The organism is Modicisalibacter sp. 'Wilcox' (assembly GCF_010993675.1).
Lineage (GTDB): Bacteria > Pseudomonadota > Gammaproteobacteria > Pseudomonadales > Halomonadaceae > Modicisalibacter > Modicisalibacter tunisiensis.
On the sequence record NZ_WNXF01000006.1, the window covers coordinates 129,978 to 146,096 of the forward strand.

At 68.2% G+C, this 16,119-nt stretch carries 13 protein-coding genes; 4 read left to right on the plus strand and 9 right to left on the minus strand.

Annotated features, from left to right (window positions below; all coding sequences use genetic code 11):
* The first annotated feature begins 60 nt into the window (after positions 1-60).
* Positions 61-1,995: an aconitate hydratase gene (locus G7A98_RS07645; RefSeq protein ID WP_163649049.1), complete on the plus strand. Its 1,935-nt coding sequence runs from the start codon at positions 61-63 to the stop codon at positions 1,993-1,995.
* Positions 1,996-2,055: 60 nt separating this feature from the next.
* Here G7A98_RS07645 and G7A98_RS07650 read toward each other — a convergent pair whose 3' ends face one another.
* The 5 genes from G7A98_RS07650 to topA form a co-directional block, all read right to left on the minus strand.
* The gene (locus G7A98_RS07650) at positions 2,056-2,541 is read right to left on the minus strand and encodes an NYN domain-containing protein (protein ID WP_163649050.1); all 486 of its coding nucleotides are present in this window, start codon (positions 2,539-2,541) and stop codon (positions 2,056-2,058) included.
* A 29-nt stretch (positions 2,542-2,570) separates the two neighbouring features.
* A complete protein-coding gene (locus G7A98_RS07655; protein WP_163649051.1) occupies positions 2,571-3,401 on the minus strand; it encodes a transglutaminase family protein in 831 nt (276 codons plus the stop codon).
* A gap of 162 nt (positions 3,402-3,563) precedes the next feature.
* Positions 3,564-3,800, minus strand: a complete 237-nt coding sequence (locus tag G7A98_RS07660) for a hypothetical protein (RefSeq protein WP_163649052.1) — start codon at positions 3,798-3,800, stop codon at positions 3,564-3,566.
* Between the two features lie 103 nt (positions 3,801-3,903).
* Complete coding sequence (locus G7A98_RS07665) at positions 3,904-4,362, minus strand: DUF6586 family protein (protein WP_163649053.1); 459 nt, start codon at positions 4,360-4,362, stop codon at positions 3,904-3,906.
* On the minus strand, positions 4,359-6,992 hold the full coding sequence (gene topA / locus G7A98_RS07670; RefSeq protein ID WP_163649054.1) for a type I DNA topoisomerase: 2,634 nt from the start codon (positions 6,990-6,992) through the stop codon (positions 4,359-4,361). The genes G7A98_RS07665 and topA overlap by 4 nt, the downstream gene beginning before the upstream one ends.
* 424 nt (positions 6,993-7,416) lie before the next feature.
* Between topA and pyk the strand changes: the two genes are divergently transcribed.
* The gene (pyk, locus tag G7A98_RS07675) at positions 7,417-8,889 is read left to right on the plus strand and encodes a pyruvate kinase (RefSeq protein ID WP_163649055.1); all 1,473 of its coding nucleotides are present in this window, start codon (positions 7,417-7,419) and stop codon (positions 8,887-8,889) included.
* Complete coding sequence (locus G7A98_RS07680; protein ID WP_163649057.1) at positions 8,886-9,362, plus strand: methylglyoxal synthase; 477 nt, start codon at positions 8,886-8,888, stop codon at positions 9,360-9,362. The genes pyk and G7A98_RS07680 overlap by 4 nt, the downstream gene beginning before the upstream one ends.
* 7 nt (positions 9,363-9,369) lie before the next feature.
* Here G7A98_RS07680 and G7A98_RS07685 read toward each other — a convergent pair whose 3' ends face one another.
* Positions 9,370-11,616: a DUF3141 domain-containing protein gene (locus G7A98_RS07685; RefSeq protein WP_163649058.1), complete on the minus strand. Its 2,247-nt coding sequence runs from the start codon at positions 11,614-11,616 to the stop codon at positions 9,370-9,372.
* Between the two features lie 316 nt (positions 11,617-11,932).
* Between G7A98_RS07685 and G7A98_RS07690 the strand changes: the two genes are divergently transcribed.
* Positions 11,933-13,126, plus strand: a complete 1,194-nt coding sequence (locus G7A98_RS07690; protein ID WP_163649060.1) for an ammonium transporter — start codon at positions 11,933-11,935, stop codon at positions 13,124-13,126.
* A gap of 16 nt (positions 13,127-13,142) precedes the next feature.
* Here the strand turns inward: G7A98_RS07690 and G7A98_RS07695 are convergent, their stop codons facing one another.
* The 3 genes from G7A98_RS07695 to oadA form a co-directional block, all read right to left on the minus strand.
* Positions 13,143-13,487 (minus strand): DUF533 domain-containing protein, encoded by a 345-nt coding sequence (locus G7A98_RS07695; protein ID WP_163649062.1) that lies wholly within the window; start codon positions 13,485-13,487, stop codon positions 13,143-13,145.
* Positions 13,488-13,563: 76 nt separating this feature from the next.
* Complete coding sequence (locus G7A98_RS07700; RefSeq protein ID WP_163649063.1) at positions 13,564-14,199, minus strand: tellurite resistance TerB family protein; 636 nt, start codon at positions 14,197-14,199, stop codon at positions 13,564-13,566.
* 109 nt (positions 14,200-14,308) lie between these two features.
* A complete protein-coding gene (oadA, locus tag G7A98_RS07705; RefSeq protein ID WP_163649065.1) occupies positions 14,309-16,114 on the minus strand; it encodes a sodium-extruding oxaloacetate decarboxylase subunit alpha in 1,806 nt (601 codons plus the stop codon).
* Between the last annotated feature and the right edge of the window lie 5 nt (positions 16,115-16,119).

A 16,119-nucleotide genomic window follows, 5' to 3' on the forward strand; every position in this document is an offset into this window, starting at 1 on the left:
CTACACTGGGAGACAGGACGGCGATACATCGCAGGAAGGACCCGCACAAGGAGAGACCTCATGGCCATGAACGTGGCACAGAAGCTGATCGGCGCCCATCTGACACAGGGCCACATGACCCCGGGAGAACCGATCGCCCTGACCATCGACCAGACGCTGACCCAGGACGCGACCGGCACGATGGTGATGCTGGAACTCGAGGCGATGGGACTCGACCGGGTACGAACCGAGGTGTCGGCGCAGTATGTCGATCACAACCTGATCCAGGAGGACAACAGGAACCCCGACGATCACCGCTTCCTGCAGAGCGCCGCCGCCCGGCTCGGGGTGTGGTTCTCGCGGGCCGGCAACGGAGTCAGCCACCCCACCCACCAGCAGCATTTCGGCAGGCCCGGCAGGACGTTGCTGGGCTCGGACAGCCACACGCCCGCCGCCGGCTCGATGGGCATGCTGGCGATCGGCGCCGGCGGCATCGACGTGGCGATGGCCATGGCCGGCGAGCCCTTTCACCTCAAGATGCCCGAGATCTGGGGGGTCAAGCTCACCAATGCCCTGCCCGACTGGGTCAGCGCCAAGGACGTGATCCTGGAGATGCTCAGGCGACACGGCGTCGACGGCGGCACCGGACGGATCATCGAGTACTACGGCCCGGGGCTCGCCAGCCTCTCGGCGATGGATCGCCACGTGATTGCCAACATGGGCGCCGAGCTGGGCGCCACCACCAGCGTGTTCCCCGCCGACGAGGCGGTAAAACGCTTCCTCGGGGCAGTGGGCCGCCCCGATGACTTCGCCCCCCTCGAGGCCGACGACGGCGCCGACTATGACGTTCACGAGACCATCGACCTGTCGAACGTGGTGCCGCTGATCGCCAGACCCTCGAGCCCCGGGAATGTAGTACCGGTCCGCGAGATCGCCGGCGAAAGCCTCTCCCAGGCCTATATCGGCTCGTCGGCCAATCCCGGCTATCGCGACTTCGCCATCGCCGCGGAGATGGTCAAGGGCCGCCAGGTCAGCGACTGGGTGTCGTTCGACGTCAACCCCACCTCGCGCTCGATCCTCGAGACTCTGACCCGCGACGGTCACGTGCTCAACCTTCTGGGCGCCGGCGCCCGCCTCCACCAGGCCGGCTGCAACGGCTGCATCGGCATGGGCCAGGCACCGGCCAACGACACCAACAGCCTGCGGACCACGCCGCGCAACTTTCCCGGCCGCTCCGGCACGCGCGAGGACCGCGTTTTCCTGTGCAGCCCGGAAACTGCCACCGCCTCGGCGCTCAGGGGCGAGATCACCGATCCCCGTGACCTTGATTTCGATTACCCCAGGGTCAGCGATCCGATCGACCCGATCCTCAATACCCGCGACCTGATGCCGCCCCTGCCGGCATCGGAGTCCTCGCGGGTCCAGCTGATCAAGGGACCCAACATCGCCTCGCTGCCGGAGTTCGAGCCGATCGGCGACGACCTCGAGCTGACCATCCTGCTCAAGATGGCCGACGACATCTCCACCGACGAAATCATGCCCGCCGGCAACGAGGTGCTGCCCTACCGCAGCAACATCCCGCGAATCTCGGACTTCTGCTTCGGGCCCGTCGACGCGGATTACGTCGGCAACGCCCACGACAGCGGTGATCACGCGCTGATCGCCGGGGGCAACTACGGCCAGGGCTCGAGCCGCGAACACGCCGCCATCGCGCCACGCTATCTGGGCCTGCGGGTAGTGGTAGCCAAAAGCTTCGCGCGCATCCACTGGCAGAACCTGGTCAACTTCGGCGTGCTGCCGCTGCGTTTCGACAGCGACGCCGATTACGACGCGCTGGAGACCGGCCAGACGCTGCGCTTCTCGGGGCTGCACAAGGCTCTCCAGGACGGCGATACCCTGACCGCCGAGACGCCCCAGGGCAAGATCACCCTGCGCCACGATCTGACGCCGCGACAGGTCGAGGTGCTGCTCGACGGCGGGCTGATCAACTGGATGAAACGCCACCACGATATCTGATCGAACCAGCGAACCGGCGGTCGGCGCTCCGATGGCCGGCGGCCCGGTGCACCGGCGACGTCACCCCGGCCGGGGGACCAGCAGCGCGTCGTCGATCGCGATGAACGCCGCCGCCGAGTGCTTCAACGCCTCGGCGGTGAGTTCCGCCACACCGTAGACCTCGACCGGGATGGCGAAACGCTCGGCGAGCCGGTCCGCCAGCAGGGCGAAATCACCGTCACCCGAAACCAGCACCAGGCGTTCGACCTCGGTGGCGAGTTCGACGGCGTCGAGGGTGATTCCCACGTCCCAGTCACCCTTGGCGGAGCCATCGCGACGCTGGATGAACGGCTTGAGCTTCACCGTGAAGCCGATGCCGCGCAGGATGTCCTGAAAGCGACGCTGCTGGTCGTCGCCGCGGTCCACGGCATAGGCCAGCGCCTGGACGACGTGGCGGCCGGCAGAGGCCCGGCGCCAGAACGCCCGGTAATCGAAGTGCCGGCCGAAGGCCTGACGGGTGGTGTAGTAGACGTTCTGCACGTCGACCAGGATCGCAATGCGCTCCACGGCTCGGCTCCGGTGTCGAGGAAAAGGGGTCAGCCAGGCAACAGCGGCGAATGACCGTCATCTTCATGGGCCCAGACCCGAAACGCTGCCAGGCGATTGGGCCCGAAGGTGTTGGCGATCGGCACATCGGCGGCGTCCCGCCCCCGGGCGATCAGGATACGGCCGATCCGACGATCGTTGTTGCGCGGATCGAAAGTGTACCAGCCACCGTCGAGATAGGCCTCGAACCAGGCATGGAAGTCCATCGGCGCGTGCGGTGGCGAGATGTCGACGTCGCTGAGATAACCGGTGCAGTAGCGTGCCGGAATGTTCATCGCCCGGCACAGGGTCACCGCCAGATGGGCGAAGTCGCGGCACACGCCCCCCCGTTCGTGATAGACCTCCCAGGCCGACTTGGTGGCCCGGGCATACGGGTAACCGAAGCTGATGTGCCGGTGGACGAAGTCACAGATGGCCTGCACGCGCTGCCAGCCGGTGGGGCCATTGCCGAACAGCTGCCAGGCGATGTCGGAGAGCCGATCGGTCTCGCAGTAGCGGCTGCCGATCAGATACAGCAGGGTCTCCGCCGGCAGCCGCTCCACCGGCACCTGCTGCGCCTCGGGATGCATCAGGTCGGGCTGACCCGGGTCGTTGATCACCGCATCGGCGGCGATCACGGTGCGGCCGGGCGGCGCCACCAGCCGCACGCACCAGTTGCCGAACGAGTCGCGGTAGGGCTCGGTGGGCAGCGACGGCACCGTGATCAGGTAATCCGGCGCCACCAGGTCCGACGCCCGTGACGAGTGCACGTGCGTCATCACGATCATCGGCAACGCTTGCGGGCATTCGTAGACGATTTCGTAACCGATCCTCAGACGCATTTCCCTGCCCTCCCTCGCCACGCCAGTGTTGAGGGTAGCCGCTATGGCGGCAGGCGTCGTCGGGCTTCGGCGCCGGCCGGAGGGGCTCTCGCCGGGCCGAATGCAGCGCGAGGTGGCTGACGGCACCGGCTCAGGCCGGCATGGGCGTCCTGCGAGAGGCTTTCAGTGTACCGTCTCGGGAACCGAGGCCTCCTCGCGCTCGCCCTCCCACAGGGTCGTGCGCGTGATCGCGTGATCGATCATCTCGCGGGCCACCTCGAAGCGGCTTTCTCGCAGCAGCCCCGCGGCCTCTTCCGAGAAGCGGATGCGCAGCAGCGGTTCCCCCTCCCCCTCGGCGGGACGCAGAATAACCTCGCCATCGGCGAGCTCGACGATTTCCAGTACGGCGGTCTCAGACACGGTCACCTCGGTATGTCCTGTCATGACAACAAAAAACGACCACAGCGCATGGCCGTGGTCGTCATTGTCTTTGCCCCAGCTTACCACTCCCGCGCCGCGAGCGTCACCATTCGACGCTGGTTTCACGCAGGCGCGCCAGCTCGGCCTTGAATGCCTGGATGCCGGCCTGCAGCTCCTCGCCCAGGGGGCGACGATCGGCGATGGCGATCAGCGAGGCGTCGGCCTCGCGACGTGCCGCCCCCTCGACCGACTCGAGGGCGTCAAGCTGCGCGCACAAGTGCCCGAGCCAGCTTTGCGGGTCGGCACGCAGTACCCGCAGGCGCTGCAGCTCGGCAACGCTCTCGCCCTGCGATCCCAGCAGGTCGCGCCAGTCATGGCTCGCCAGGGCGGCATGCTCGGTCAGCTCGCGCAGCGCCGCGTTCAGTGCCAGGCCGAGCAGCGCCAGCGCCCCCTCCTCGCGCGCCATGCGGCGTGCCGAGGCATGCTCGTCATCGCCGACGGGCATGCCGAGCAGCAATTCGGCCTGATAGAGCAACTGGTTGGTGCGTCCCCGTGGCGTCATTTGCGCTTGTCCTCGATCTGCCAGCGGCCATCGTCGTAGGTCGCCTTCCAGCCGGACGCCTTGCCGTCCTTTTCGGTCATCACGTACTGGCTCTTGGTCTTGCGCGAGAAGCGGATCTGTGCCGGACGGCCGTCCGGGTCCTCGTCGGGCGCCTCGAGCAGGAAGCGATACTTCTCGGGCAGCGCCTCGGCATGCGCGCGGATTTCCCTGACCAGCGGCGCGCGTGTCTCGCGGTTCTTGGGAAACTGGCTCGCCGCCAGGAACAGCCCGCTCGCCCCGTCGCGCAGCACGTAGTGATCGTCGACCTTCTGGCAGGCCAGCTCCGGCATCGGGATGGGGTCCATCTTGGGCGGCGCCACCTCACCGTTGCGCAGCAGCTTGCGGGTGTTCTTGCAGTTCTCGTTGGTGCAGCCGAAGTACTTGCCGAAGCGCCCGGACTTGAGCTGCATGTCGGCGCCGCACTTGTCGCACTCGATGGTCGGCCCCTCGTAGCCCTTGATCTTGAACTTGCCGGTCTCGATCTCGTAGCCGGCGCAGTCGGGGCTGTTGCCGCAGATGTGCAGCTTGCGGGTCTCGTCGATCAGGTAGCTGTCCATCGCCGTGCCGCACTCGGGGCAGCGATGCTTGGCGCGCAGTGCATCGGTCTCGGCATCCTCGCCGGCGTCGGCGGCCACCGCCTCCTCGCCGGGGATCAGGTCGATGGTGGTCTTGCAGCGCTCCTTGGGCGGCAGGTTGTAGCCCGAGCAGCCCAGGAACACGCCGGTGGAGGCGGTGCGGATCTGCATCTTGCGCCCGCACTTGGGGCAGTCGATGTCGGTGGGCACCGGCTGATTGGGACGCATGCCGTCCTCGGCCTCGGCCCGCTCGAGCTGCTGCTTGAAATGCGCGTAGAAGTCGTCCAGCAGCCCCTTCCAGTTGCGCTGCCCCTCGGCGACCTCGTCGAGGTTGTCCTCCATGCGCGCGGTGAAGCCGTAGTCCATCAGGTCGTCGAAGGACTCGGCCAGCCGGTCGGTGACGATGTCGCCGAGCTTCTCGGCATAGAAGCGCCGGTTCTCGAGCTTGACGTAGCCGCGATCCTGAATGGTCGAGATGATCGAGGCATAGGTCGACGGCCGACCGATGCCGCGCTTCTCGAGCTCCTTGACCAGGCTCGCCTCGGTGAAGCGCGCCGGCGGCTTGGTGAAGTGCTGCTGCGGGTCGAGCGACACCAGCTGCATGGCGGTGCCCTCGGCCAGGTCGGGAAGCGTCTGGTCCTCGTCCTTCCTGCCGGTGGGCTTCATCACCCGGGTGTAGCCATCGAACTTGAGTACCCGCCCGCGGGCACGCAGCTCGTAGCCGTCGACCTCGACGGTCAGCGTGGTCGACAGGTACTCGGCGGGCGTCATCTGGCAGGCCACGAACTGCCGCCAGATCAGCTCGTAGAGCCGTTCGGCGTCGCGCTCCATGCCGCTGAGGTCGGCGGTGGTACGGGTCACCTCCGACGGCCGGATCGCCTCGTGGGCCTCCTGGGCGCCCTCCTTGCTGGAGTAGCGGTTGGGTGACTCCGGCAGGTAGCGTTCGCCGTAGGCCTCGCCGATGTAGGTCCGCACGCTGTCCACCGCCTCCCGGGAGAGGTTGGTGGAGTCGGTCCGCATGTAGGTGATGTAGCCCGCCTCGTAGAGCCGCTGGGCCAGCGTCATGGTCTTCTTGACCGAGAAGCCCAGCCGGCCGCTGGCCGCCTGCTGCAGGGTCGAGGTGATGAAGGGCGCATTGGGCTTCGAGCGGGTCGGCTTCTGCTCGCGGGCGGTGATCGCCAGCTCCGCCGTGCGCAGCGCGGCGATGCGCTCCAGGGTCTCGGCCTCGGAGGTGGGCCGGAACGGCTTGCCGTCCTGGCGGACCAGCTCGAAGCGCACCGGAGTGTCGTCACCGGCGGGCGTCAGGTCGGCATGCACATCCCAGAATTCCTCGGGGACGAAGGCGCGGATCTCGCGCTCGCGCTCGACGATCAGGCGCACCGCCACCGACTGCACGCGCCCTGCCGACAGGCCGCGGGCGACCTTGCTCCACAGCAGCGGCGACAGCATGAAGCCCACCACCCGGTCCAGGAAGCGACGCGTCTGCTGCGCCTCGACCCGGGGCATGTTGAGCGTCCCCGGCTCCTTGAAGGCCTCCTGGATGGCATTCTTGGTGATCTCGTTGAACACCACCCGCTTGTAGCGGTCGTTGTCGCCGCCGATGGTCTCGCGCAGGTGCCAGGCGATCGCCTCCCCCTCGCGGTCAAGGTCGGTGGCGAGATAGATGGCATCGGCCTTCTTGGCCAGCTTGGCCAGCTCCTCGACGACCTTCTCCTTGCCGGGCAGGATCTCGTAGTTGGCTTCCCAGCCGTGTTCCGGGTCGAGCCCCATGCGACGAACCAGCTGCGTCCAGGCCTTCTGCTTCTTGTAGACCGCCTTTTCTTCCGGCGACATCTTGCGGGTCGCCGCCGCCTGGCGCGCGCGCTCCTTGGGGTCGGAGGCATTCTTGCCCGAGCCGCTGGTCGGCAGGTCGCGAATATGGCCGACGCTCGACTTCACGATATAGTCGTTGCCGAGGTACTTGTTGATCGTCTTGGCCTTGGCCGGCGACTCGACGATGACCAGTGACTTGCCCATAGTGCTCCACTTTCGACTGGCCGGCTCCCGGCGTCGGGAACCGGCAAGGTGTCCATTGCCGACGGCGCCGGGCTGTCGGCGGAAAAATGCGCCTACCCTACCCCAGCCACCTGATTCACGCCAGTCACGGGTCGGGGCCGGCCGGGCCGCCTGCCGCCGGGCCGGCCTTCATGACACTAGCCATGACCCAAGTGCCTGCGCAAGCTTCCTCGTCGCCGCGGTACCTGCCTGCCCCGCGCGGACGAGTCTGTTTTCGGTGCTGACATCGTGCTGTAGTATTATGTAGTAAAATGACTACATAAAAGCATGGCGACGCGTGCTGGCTCGTGGAGCCCTCCCTGCCGGCCTGCAGTGGCGGTACTCGCGACGAGAATTTGCCACGCTGTTCCATGCATCGATGAAGCGCCCAACCAAGGAGACCCCCATGCCGGAAGCGTTGCACGGCCATGCCCCCATCCGTCGCACCAAGATCGTCGCCACCCTGGGCCCCGCCAGCGATCGCGAGGGCGTGCTCGACGCGATGATCACCGCCGGCGTCGACGTGGTGCGCCTCAACTTCTCCCACGGCAGCCCCGAGGACCACCGCCGCCGCCTGGTCGCGGTGCGCGAGGCCGCCGAGCGCCACGGTCGCACCGTCGCCGCCCTGGGCGACCTGCAGGGGCCCAAGATCCGCATCGCCCGCCTCAAAGAGGGCGCGGTCACCCTCGAGGAGGGCGCGCCCTTCGTCCTCGACGTCTCGCTCGATCGCGATGCCGGCGACGCCACCCGGGTCGGCTGCGACTACCAGCAGCTCGCCGAGGACGTGGCCCCGGGTGACGTGCTGCTGCTCGACGACGGCCGTCTCGAACTGGAAGTGGAGCGCGTCGAACCGCCCCGCGTGCACACCCGCGTGCGGGTCGGCGGCAAGCTCTCCAACAACAAGGGCATCAACAAGCAGGGCGGCGGGCTGTCCGCCGCGGCGCTCACCGACAAGGACCGCGAGGACCTGAAGACCGCCATCGACATCGGCGTCGACTACCTGGCGGTGTCCTTCCCGCGCTCGGCGGCCGACATGCAGCTCGCCCGCGAGCTGCTCGGCGAGGCGGGTGCCGAGATCGGCCTGGTGGCCAAGATCGAGCGCGCCGAGGCGGTCGCCGACAATGACACGCTCGACGGCATCATCCGCGCCAGCGAGGCGGTGATGGTGGCCCGCGGCGATCTCGGCGTGGAGATCGGCGACGCCCAGCTGATCGGCGTGCAGAAGCGCCTGATCCAGCGTGCCCGCACCCTCAACCGCGCGGTGATCACCGCCACCCAGATGATGGAGTCGATGATCGAGTCGCCGCTGCCCACCCGCGCCGAGGTGTTCGACGTCGCCAACGCCGTGCTCGACGGCACCGACGCGGTGATGCTCTCCGCCGAGACCGCCGCCGGCGACTACCCGGTGGAGACCATCGAGGCGATGGACCGGCTGTGCCTGGGCGCCGAGCGCGAGCGCAGCGCCCAGGAGTCGAAGCACCGCATCCACGAGGGCTTCTCGCGGATCGACGAGACGGTGGCGCTGTCCGCCATGTACGCCGCCAACCACCTTTCCGGAGTGGCGGCGATCGCCTGCATGACCTCGACCGGCTACACGCCGCTGATCGCCTCGCGGATCCGCTCGGGGCTGCCGATCGTCGGGCTGGCCCACAGTCCCATCGCCCAGCGGCGCATGGCGCTGTATCGCGGGGTGGTCTCGCTGCCCTTCGACACCACCGACATCCCCGCCGAGGACCTCGACGCCCGGGCCCTCAAGCTGCTGCGCGAGCGCGGCATCGCCGAGGGCGGTGATCACGTGATCCTCACCCGCGGCGATCACATGAACGCCCACGGCGGCACCAACACCATGAAGATCCTCGACATGGAAGCGACGTCATGAGCGCTCGCCCCGCCCGGGATGTCACGCGCACCCTGCCCGAGCGCAAGCGCATCGCGCTGATCGCCCATGACGGCAAGAAGGAGGAGCTGCTGGCCTGGGCCAGGCGCTGGAAGAGCATCCTGGCCGCCCACGACCTGCTGGGCACCGGCACCACGGCGCGGCGCGTCGCCGATACGCTGGGACTGCCGGTGGAAGGCCTGATGAGCGGCCCGCTGGGCGGGGACCAGCAGATCGGCGCGCGCATCACCGAGCAGCGCCTCGACCTGCTGATCTTCTTCTGGGACCCGTTCTCGCCGATGCCCCACGACCCGGACGTCAAGGCCCTGCTGCGGCTGGCGGCCCTGTGGAACGTACCGGTCGCCTGCAACGCGGCGAGCGCGGACTTCATGATCAGCTCGCCCTACGTGGCGGAAAACTACGACATCAACATTCCGGATGCCGGCGAGTGGATCGCCTCGCGCACCCGAACCTGACGACACCTCAGGCGCGAGGCAGTTCCGGCTTCGCGCCGCCCTCCGCCTTCTTCATCCGCTCCCTCGCGGCCTCGCGGGCGGTGTGAAACAGGGTCCGCACCCGCTCGAGCCGGATCTGGCTGCTGGCCGACAGTGGCGCGCTGGCCGCCACGACATGCTCGACGTGGGCCAGCTGCCGGTCGATGGACTCGACGGAGTCCGTGGCCAGCAGTGTCGGCAGCGCCTCGAGCGCCGCCACCGCATCGAGCTTGAGCACGAAGAACTGCTCGCGGACCACCGCCTTGAAATGCGCCAGATCGGTGCCCGGCTCGACCTCGGCCCGCGTCGCCTTCAGGCGCTGGAAGTTGCGCTCGTCGGTCGAGGGTGCGCCGCCCAGCACGAAGATGATCGCACGGACCACGGCGTCATGGCTGGTCCCCTGATCCATCTTGGCCCGCAGCTCCGCACGCCGCCGGGCGATGAAGTGCCGATGTTCCGGCGCACGACCGGGACGCCGGTTGGGCACCTCGCCCCGATCGGCGCCCAGGCCGGCCAGGATCTGCAGCCAGGGCTGCCCGTAGACTTCCAGGAACGCCCACTCGGTGGCGCGATCGCGCATGTCCCGGTAGGCATCGAGCCCGCGCACGATATTGTCGGACACCACCTGCTCGACGGCCCGCCAGGGGTTGCCGTCGCCGACCGGGGCGCGATTGGCACGCACGGCATCGGCCAGCACCGGCAGCGGCACGGTCGCCGGATTGCGATCCGACAAGAGCTTGTAGCCCAGGCGGATCGGATGCAGGCGGCGCATCCAGCGCGCGGCCTCGGGGGTCATCCAGGCACGCAGCCAGGGCTGCAGGTAGCGCTGGTAGAGCCCCAGGTTGATCTCGGAAAGCCGCGCCACGGTGGCAAAGCGCCGCTCGTCCTCCTGCAGCGGCTGGACCACGCCCTCGACATCGTCGAGCTCGCGCGGCGAGAACTCGAGCAGGTAGTCGCCGTCGACCGACCCGTTGGCCGACGCCGGCCGCTCGGTGACCTGGGTCTCGTACAGGCCCGGCGGCAGGATGTCGATGTAGTCCATGTTGGCGGTGAACTCGGCATGCTCCTTGCGCGAGACACTGCTCGAGACGAAGATCCCCAGGTGCCCGGTGGTGTCGTGAATGCAGTAGACGATGGTCTGCTCGTTGGCCTGGATGTCGTCGACGCTGTCGTAGAGGTCGGTGATCCAGCCCAGCGCCTGGGGCGGCGGCGTGATGTCGTCGCCCCGTGAGCAGAACACCACGATCGGCGAGCGGATGTTGCGCAGGTCGATGCGCCGGCCGTCGCGGGTCAGCAGCTGCGCGGTGCTCAGGCGGTTGCCGACGAACAGGTTGTCGACGATGTACTGGATCTCCTCGCCGGCCAGCACCACGTGCCCGCCCCACCAGCGCTCGAACTGCAGATAGCGTTCGGCCTCGCTGTCGATGTTGGCGAACAGCCGATACTGCTTGCTCCAGAGCGTATTCGACGGGTTGAGCTTCTCGAAGTTCTGCACCAGCCAGGCGCCGTCGAAGCTGCCGGCCCCCAGGTCGCTGGCCAGGGCCGTGATCCAGCTGCCGCCGGTCATGCCGCCGGTGTAGCGCATCGGTGCCTTGCCACGCTCGCCGGCCCAGTAGGACAGCGGCGCGCCGGCGATCAGGATCGGCCCGAAGCAGGCGGGCTCCAGCGCCGCCGCCATCATCATCTGCCAGCCGGCCTGGCAGTTGCCGACCACCATGGGCCGTTCCGTGGTCTGCGGATGCCGGGCGATGACGGCACGCAGGAACTCGACTTCCGCCTCGATTACGTCCTCGACGGTCTGGCCGGGCTCGGGGAACGGCAGGAAGCCGATGAAATAGCAGGGATGGCCGGCCCGCAGGGCCACGCCGATCTCGCTGTCGGGCTTGAACCCGCCGATCCCCGGACCGTGCCCGGCACGCGGGTCGATCACCACGAAGGGACGCTGATCCTCGTCGATCTCGACCCCCTCGGGGGGCAGGATGCGCAGCAGTTCGTAGTTGACCGGCCGCGCCAGCGTCCGGCCGTCGATCAGCAGCTCCGCCTCGAAACCCAGCACCGAGGGGCGCGTCTGCTCCATGTGCTCGAGATACTGATTGCCCCGCTGGCGCATGACATCCAGGTAGAGCACGCTGCGCTCGAGGGTGTCTCGCCAGTAGTCGACGGCGGCCTGGCCCAGCCCCAGGGGGTCCCACAGGGCGGTCAGTGACGTGGCAAGCGAGGCATTGACGGGAAACATGGGTCGACTCCGGAAGTGAGTGCTGCACTGCAAGATAAGCATACGCTTCCCCCGCCGTCGATACAGCCCACCGGCTCTGCAAATTCATGCGCATTTCGGGCGCAAGCCAGTGCCGGCCGGGCACCCGTCTGGTGCAGGATCGATGTCGCGACGCGCCAAAACAGTGCACGAAAAGCGCCATTCTGGTGAGGCTCGACAACAACTCGCTGTTTTCACGATGAAAAGAAAGCTGGCATGCATCGTGCTTGAAAAGGGTCCGCGCTCGCCTTCTGCACCGCGGCGTGCACCAGGAACCCACACAACGACACAACACGCCATGACTGACATGCCTTCCAGCTCCGACGTCCTGTTCCTGCTTCTGGGCGCCTGCATGGTACTGGCCATGCACGCCGGCTTTGCCTTCCTGGAAGTCGGCACGGTACGCGCCAAGAATCAGGTCAACGCCCTGGTCAAGATCATCACCGACTTCGCCGCCTCGACCGTGGCCTACTTCACGATCGGCCACCTCATCGCCTACGGCTCGGGGTTCTTCGTCAGCGCCCAGAGCCTGTCGGCCGATCATGGCTATGGCCTGGTCAAGTTCTTCTTCCTGCTGACCTTCGCCGCGGCCATACCGGCCATCATCTCCGGCGGCATCGCCGAACGGGCCCGCTTCTACCCGCAGTTCACCGCCACCCTGCTGCTGGTCGGGCTGGCCTACCCCGTCTTCGAAGGCATCGTCTGGAACGACAACTGGCAGCTTCAGGACTGGCTGACCCGGACTTTCGGCCATCCCTTCCACGACTTCGCCGGCTCCGTGGTGGTGCACGGCTTCGGCGGCTGGGTGGCGCTGATGGCGGTGCTGGCCCTGGGTGCGCGGCGTGGGCGCTATCCTCGTCATGGCGCGGTGGCCGCCCACCCGCCGTCGAGCATCCCCTTCCTGGCGCTGGGCGCCTGGACCCTGACGGTCGGCTGGTTCGGCTTCAACGTGATGTCCGCGCAGACCCTCGACGGCATCAGCGGCCTGGTCGCCGTCAACTCGCTGATGGCGATGGTCGGCGGCATCCTGGCGGCCATGGCGCTGGGCCGCAACGACCCGGGCTTCATCCACAACGGGCCGCTGGCCGGGCTGGTGGCGGTCTGTGCCGGCTCGGACCTGATGCACCCGATCGGCGCCCTGGCGACGGGCGCCGTGGCCGGGGCCCTGTTCGTGTCGCTGTTCACCCTGACCCAGAACCGCTGGCGCATCGACGACGTACTGGGTGTGTGGCCGCTGCATGGCATCTGCGGCGCCTGGGGCGGCATCGCCGCCGGCCTGTTCGGTCAGTCCTGGCTGGGCGGGCTGGGTGGCGTCAGCCTGGCCGCGCAGCTCGTGGGCACGCTGGGCGGCATCGTTCTGGCGGTCGTCGCCGGCGGCATCGTCTACGGCGGGATGAAGCGGCTGGTGGGTATCCGTCTCAGCGAAGAGCAGGAGTTCGAGGGCGCCGACCTGGCATTGCACCGGATCAGCGCCACGCCGAATCGCGACTGAAGCGCCGCCATTCTACTCAGACAGACGGCGGGTCCTCGCCCCGCGGCGGAACTGCCGGCGGCTCGCCCGAGGGCGATTCGAAGACTTCGGGCGGCTCGGCCGTGCCGGTCGAGCCGCCGGGTGCCGCGGCTTCCGAGGGCCTGCCGCGCTGTCGCTCCCGCTCCCGCCATGCCAGGGCCCCCAGCCCCGCCACGGCGCCGTACTTGATCACCTTGCCCAGGGCACTGCGACCATGGCGGCTGCTCAGCAGCAGCCCCAGTGCCCCGCCGGTCAGCATGCTGCGCGTATCCAGGCGACATGCCTGACCGCAGCAGCGATCGAGCCAGCGGCCCACTTCCTCCTTCGCCTGCCTGTCATCCATGCGATTCTCTCCTGTGTGTCGATGACCATGCACCTTGCGCCCCGCACGCCGTGCGGGGCCATCATGCCCGGGCGTCTCAACCGCCGTTCGCGGTCCTGGCCTCGAGCGCCTCGACCACCTCGCTTCCCAGCCCGAGCGAGGCGGCAAGCTGGTCGAGCCAGGCTCGCTCCATCGGATTCTGCACGTCGATGATGGCGACACTGGCCAGATACATTTCACGCGCCGCCTGGGGCGAGTCGGCGTCCATCGCCAGCTGCCCGGCATCCAGCGGCGCCTGGAGCTGCTCGTCCACCCAGGCCAGCAACGGCGGGTCGGCTCCCAGCGCATCGATCTGCTCGACCAGCTGGGCGCGCTCGGCGGCATCGATATGGCCGTCGGCCCGGGCGGCGGCGATCATCGCCTTGAGCAGCGCCATGCTGCGAGCTTCAAGGGCCTCGCCCTGCAGCTGTTCCAGTGGCTCGCCATCGTCGGGCACGGCCGTTTCGCTCGTGTCCCGACCGGCCTGGTGCGACTGCCAGGCGCGCCAGGCCAGCGTTCCCAGCCCGGCCAGGGCGCCGTACTGGATCGCCCGTCGGCCGGCACGCCGCCCGCGATGGGTTCCCAGCAGGATTCCCAGGGCGCTGCCGGGCACCAGTCGGCGTGGATCCGGGCTGCGCTTGCCGCGGCTGCCGGCCTGCTTCATCAATTCCTCGAGCATTCCCCTGGCGTTCATGACACGCTCCCGATCCGCCTGAAGACGCTGTCAGCATAGGTGATAGCCGCCCGAGACGAAAAAGCCCGGCATTGATGCCGGGCAAGCAAGTGGTGTCGAGCGTGCCGTGTCACTCGATCTCGATCAGCACCTCGCCGGGGGTCACCCGGTCGCCGCGCGACACGTGCACGGCCTTGACGCTGCCGGCGACCCGGGCATGCACCTCGGTTTCCATCTTCATCGCCTCGGTGATCAGCACGGCCTGCCCCGCCTCGACCGCGTCGCCGACCTCGACCAGCACGTCGACGATGTTGCCGGGCATCGAGGTGGTCACGTGACCGGGCGCGGAGGCCTTGGCGCGCCCCGACTCGCCGCCGCCGACATAATCGTCCTTGGCCTCGAAGACCACCTCCTCGGGCATGCCGTCCAGGGTCAGGTAGACCTGGCGCTTGTCGCCGGTGCGCCCCACGCCGGTGATCTGCACCTCGTAGGACTCACCGTGCACGTCGATGACGAACTCGGTGGGCACGCCCTCGGTCACCGGGCGCTCGGCCGGCTCGGCGCTGGGCAGCGGCTCGGGCGACAGCGTGCCGTCGCGGCGACCCTGCAGGTAGTCACGTCCCAGATCGGGGAACATGGCGAAGGTCAGCACATCCTCCTCGCTCTCGGCCAGCTCGCCGATCTCGCCGGTCAGGCGTGTCATCTCGGGCGACAGGCTGTCGGCCGGCCGCCCCTCCTCGACCGGCTCGTTGCCGATGGCCTGGCGCCGGACGGTCTCGTTGACCTCGGCCGGCGGGTGGCCATAGCCGCCCAGCAGGTAACGCTTGACCTCGTTGGTGATGCTCTTGTAGCGCTCGCCGGTGAGCACGTTCATCACCGCCTGGGTGCCGACGATCTGCGAGGTCGGCGTGACCAGCGGCGGGTAGCCGAGGTCGGCACGCACCCGCGGGATCTCGGCGAACACCTCGCGGATCTTGCCCAGCGCGTTCTGTTCCTTGAGCTGGTTGGCGAGGTTGGACATCATGCCGCCCGGCACCTGATTGATCTGTACCGAGACGTCCTCGCGGGTGAACTCGCTCTCGAAGGCGGCGTACTTCCCGCGCACCTCGCGGAAGTAGTCCCCCACTTCCTTGAGCGCCTCCAGATCCAGCCCGGTGTCGTAGCCGGTGCCCTGCAGGGCGGCGACCATCGACTCGGTGGAGGGATGGCTGGTGCCGCCGGCGAACGCCGAGTTGCAGGTATCGATGTGCCGGCAACCGGCCTCGATCGCCTTGAGCTGGCACAGCGCCGAAAGCCCGGAGGTGGCGTGGGCGTGCAGCTGGATGGGTACGTCGACGGCCTCGCTCAGCGCGGCGACCAGCTCCTCGGCGGCATACGGCGTGAGCAGCCCGGCCATGTCCTTGATGGCGATGGAATCGGCGCCCATCTCGACCAGCCGCCGCGCCTGGTCGACGTACATCGCCAGGGTGTGCACCGGGCTGACCGTGTAGCACAGCGTGCCCTGGGCGTGCTTGCCGCTGGCCTTGACCGCGGCCATCGCGGTCTCGAGGTTGCGCAGGTCGTTGAGCGCATCGAACACCCGGAAGATGTCGATGCCGTTCTCCGCGGAACGGGCGACGAAGCGCTCCACCACGTCATCGGCGTAATGCCGATAGCCGAGCAGGTTCTGGCCGCGCAGCAGCATCTGCAGCGGCGTGCTGGGCAGCGCCTCCTTCAGCGAGCGCAGGCGCTCCCAGGGGTCCTCTTTGAGGAAGCGCACGCAGGCGTCGAAGGTCGCCCCGCCCCAGACCTCGAGGGAGTGGAAGCCGATGGCGTCCAGCTGCGGGCAGATCGGCAGCATGTCCTCGGTGCGCATGCGGGTGGCGATCAGCGACTGGTGACCGTCACGCAGCACGACGTCGGTGACGTGGACCCGGTCGGGTTGCTTCGGGCTCATGAATC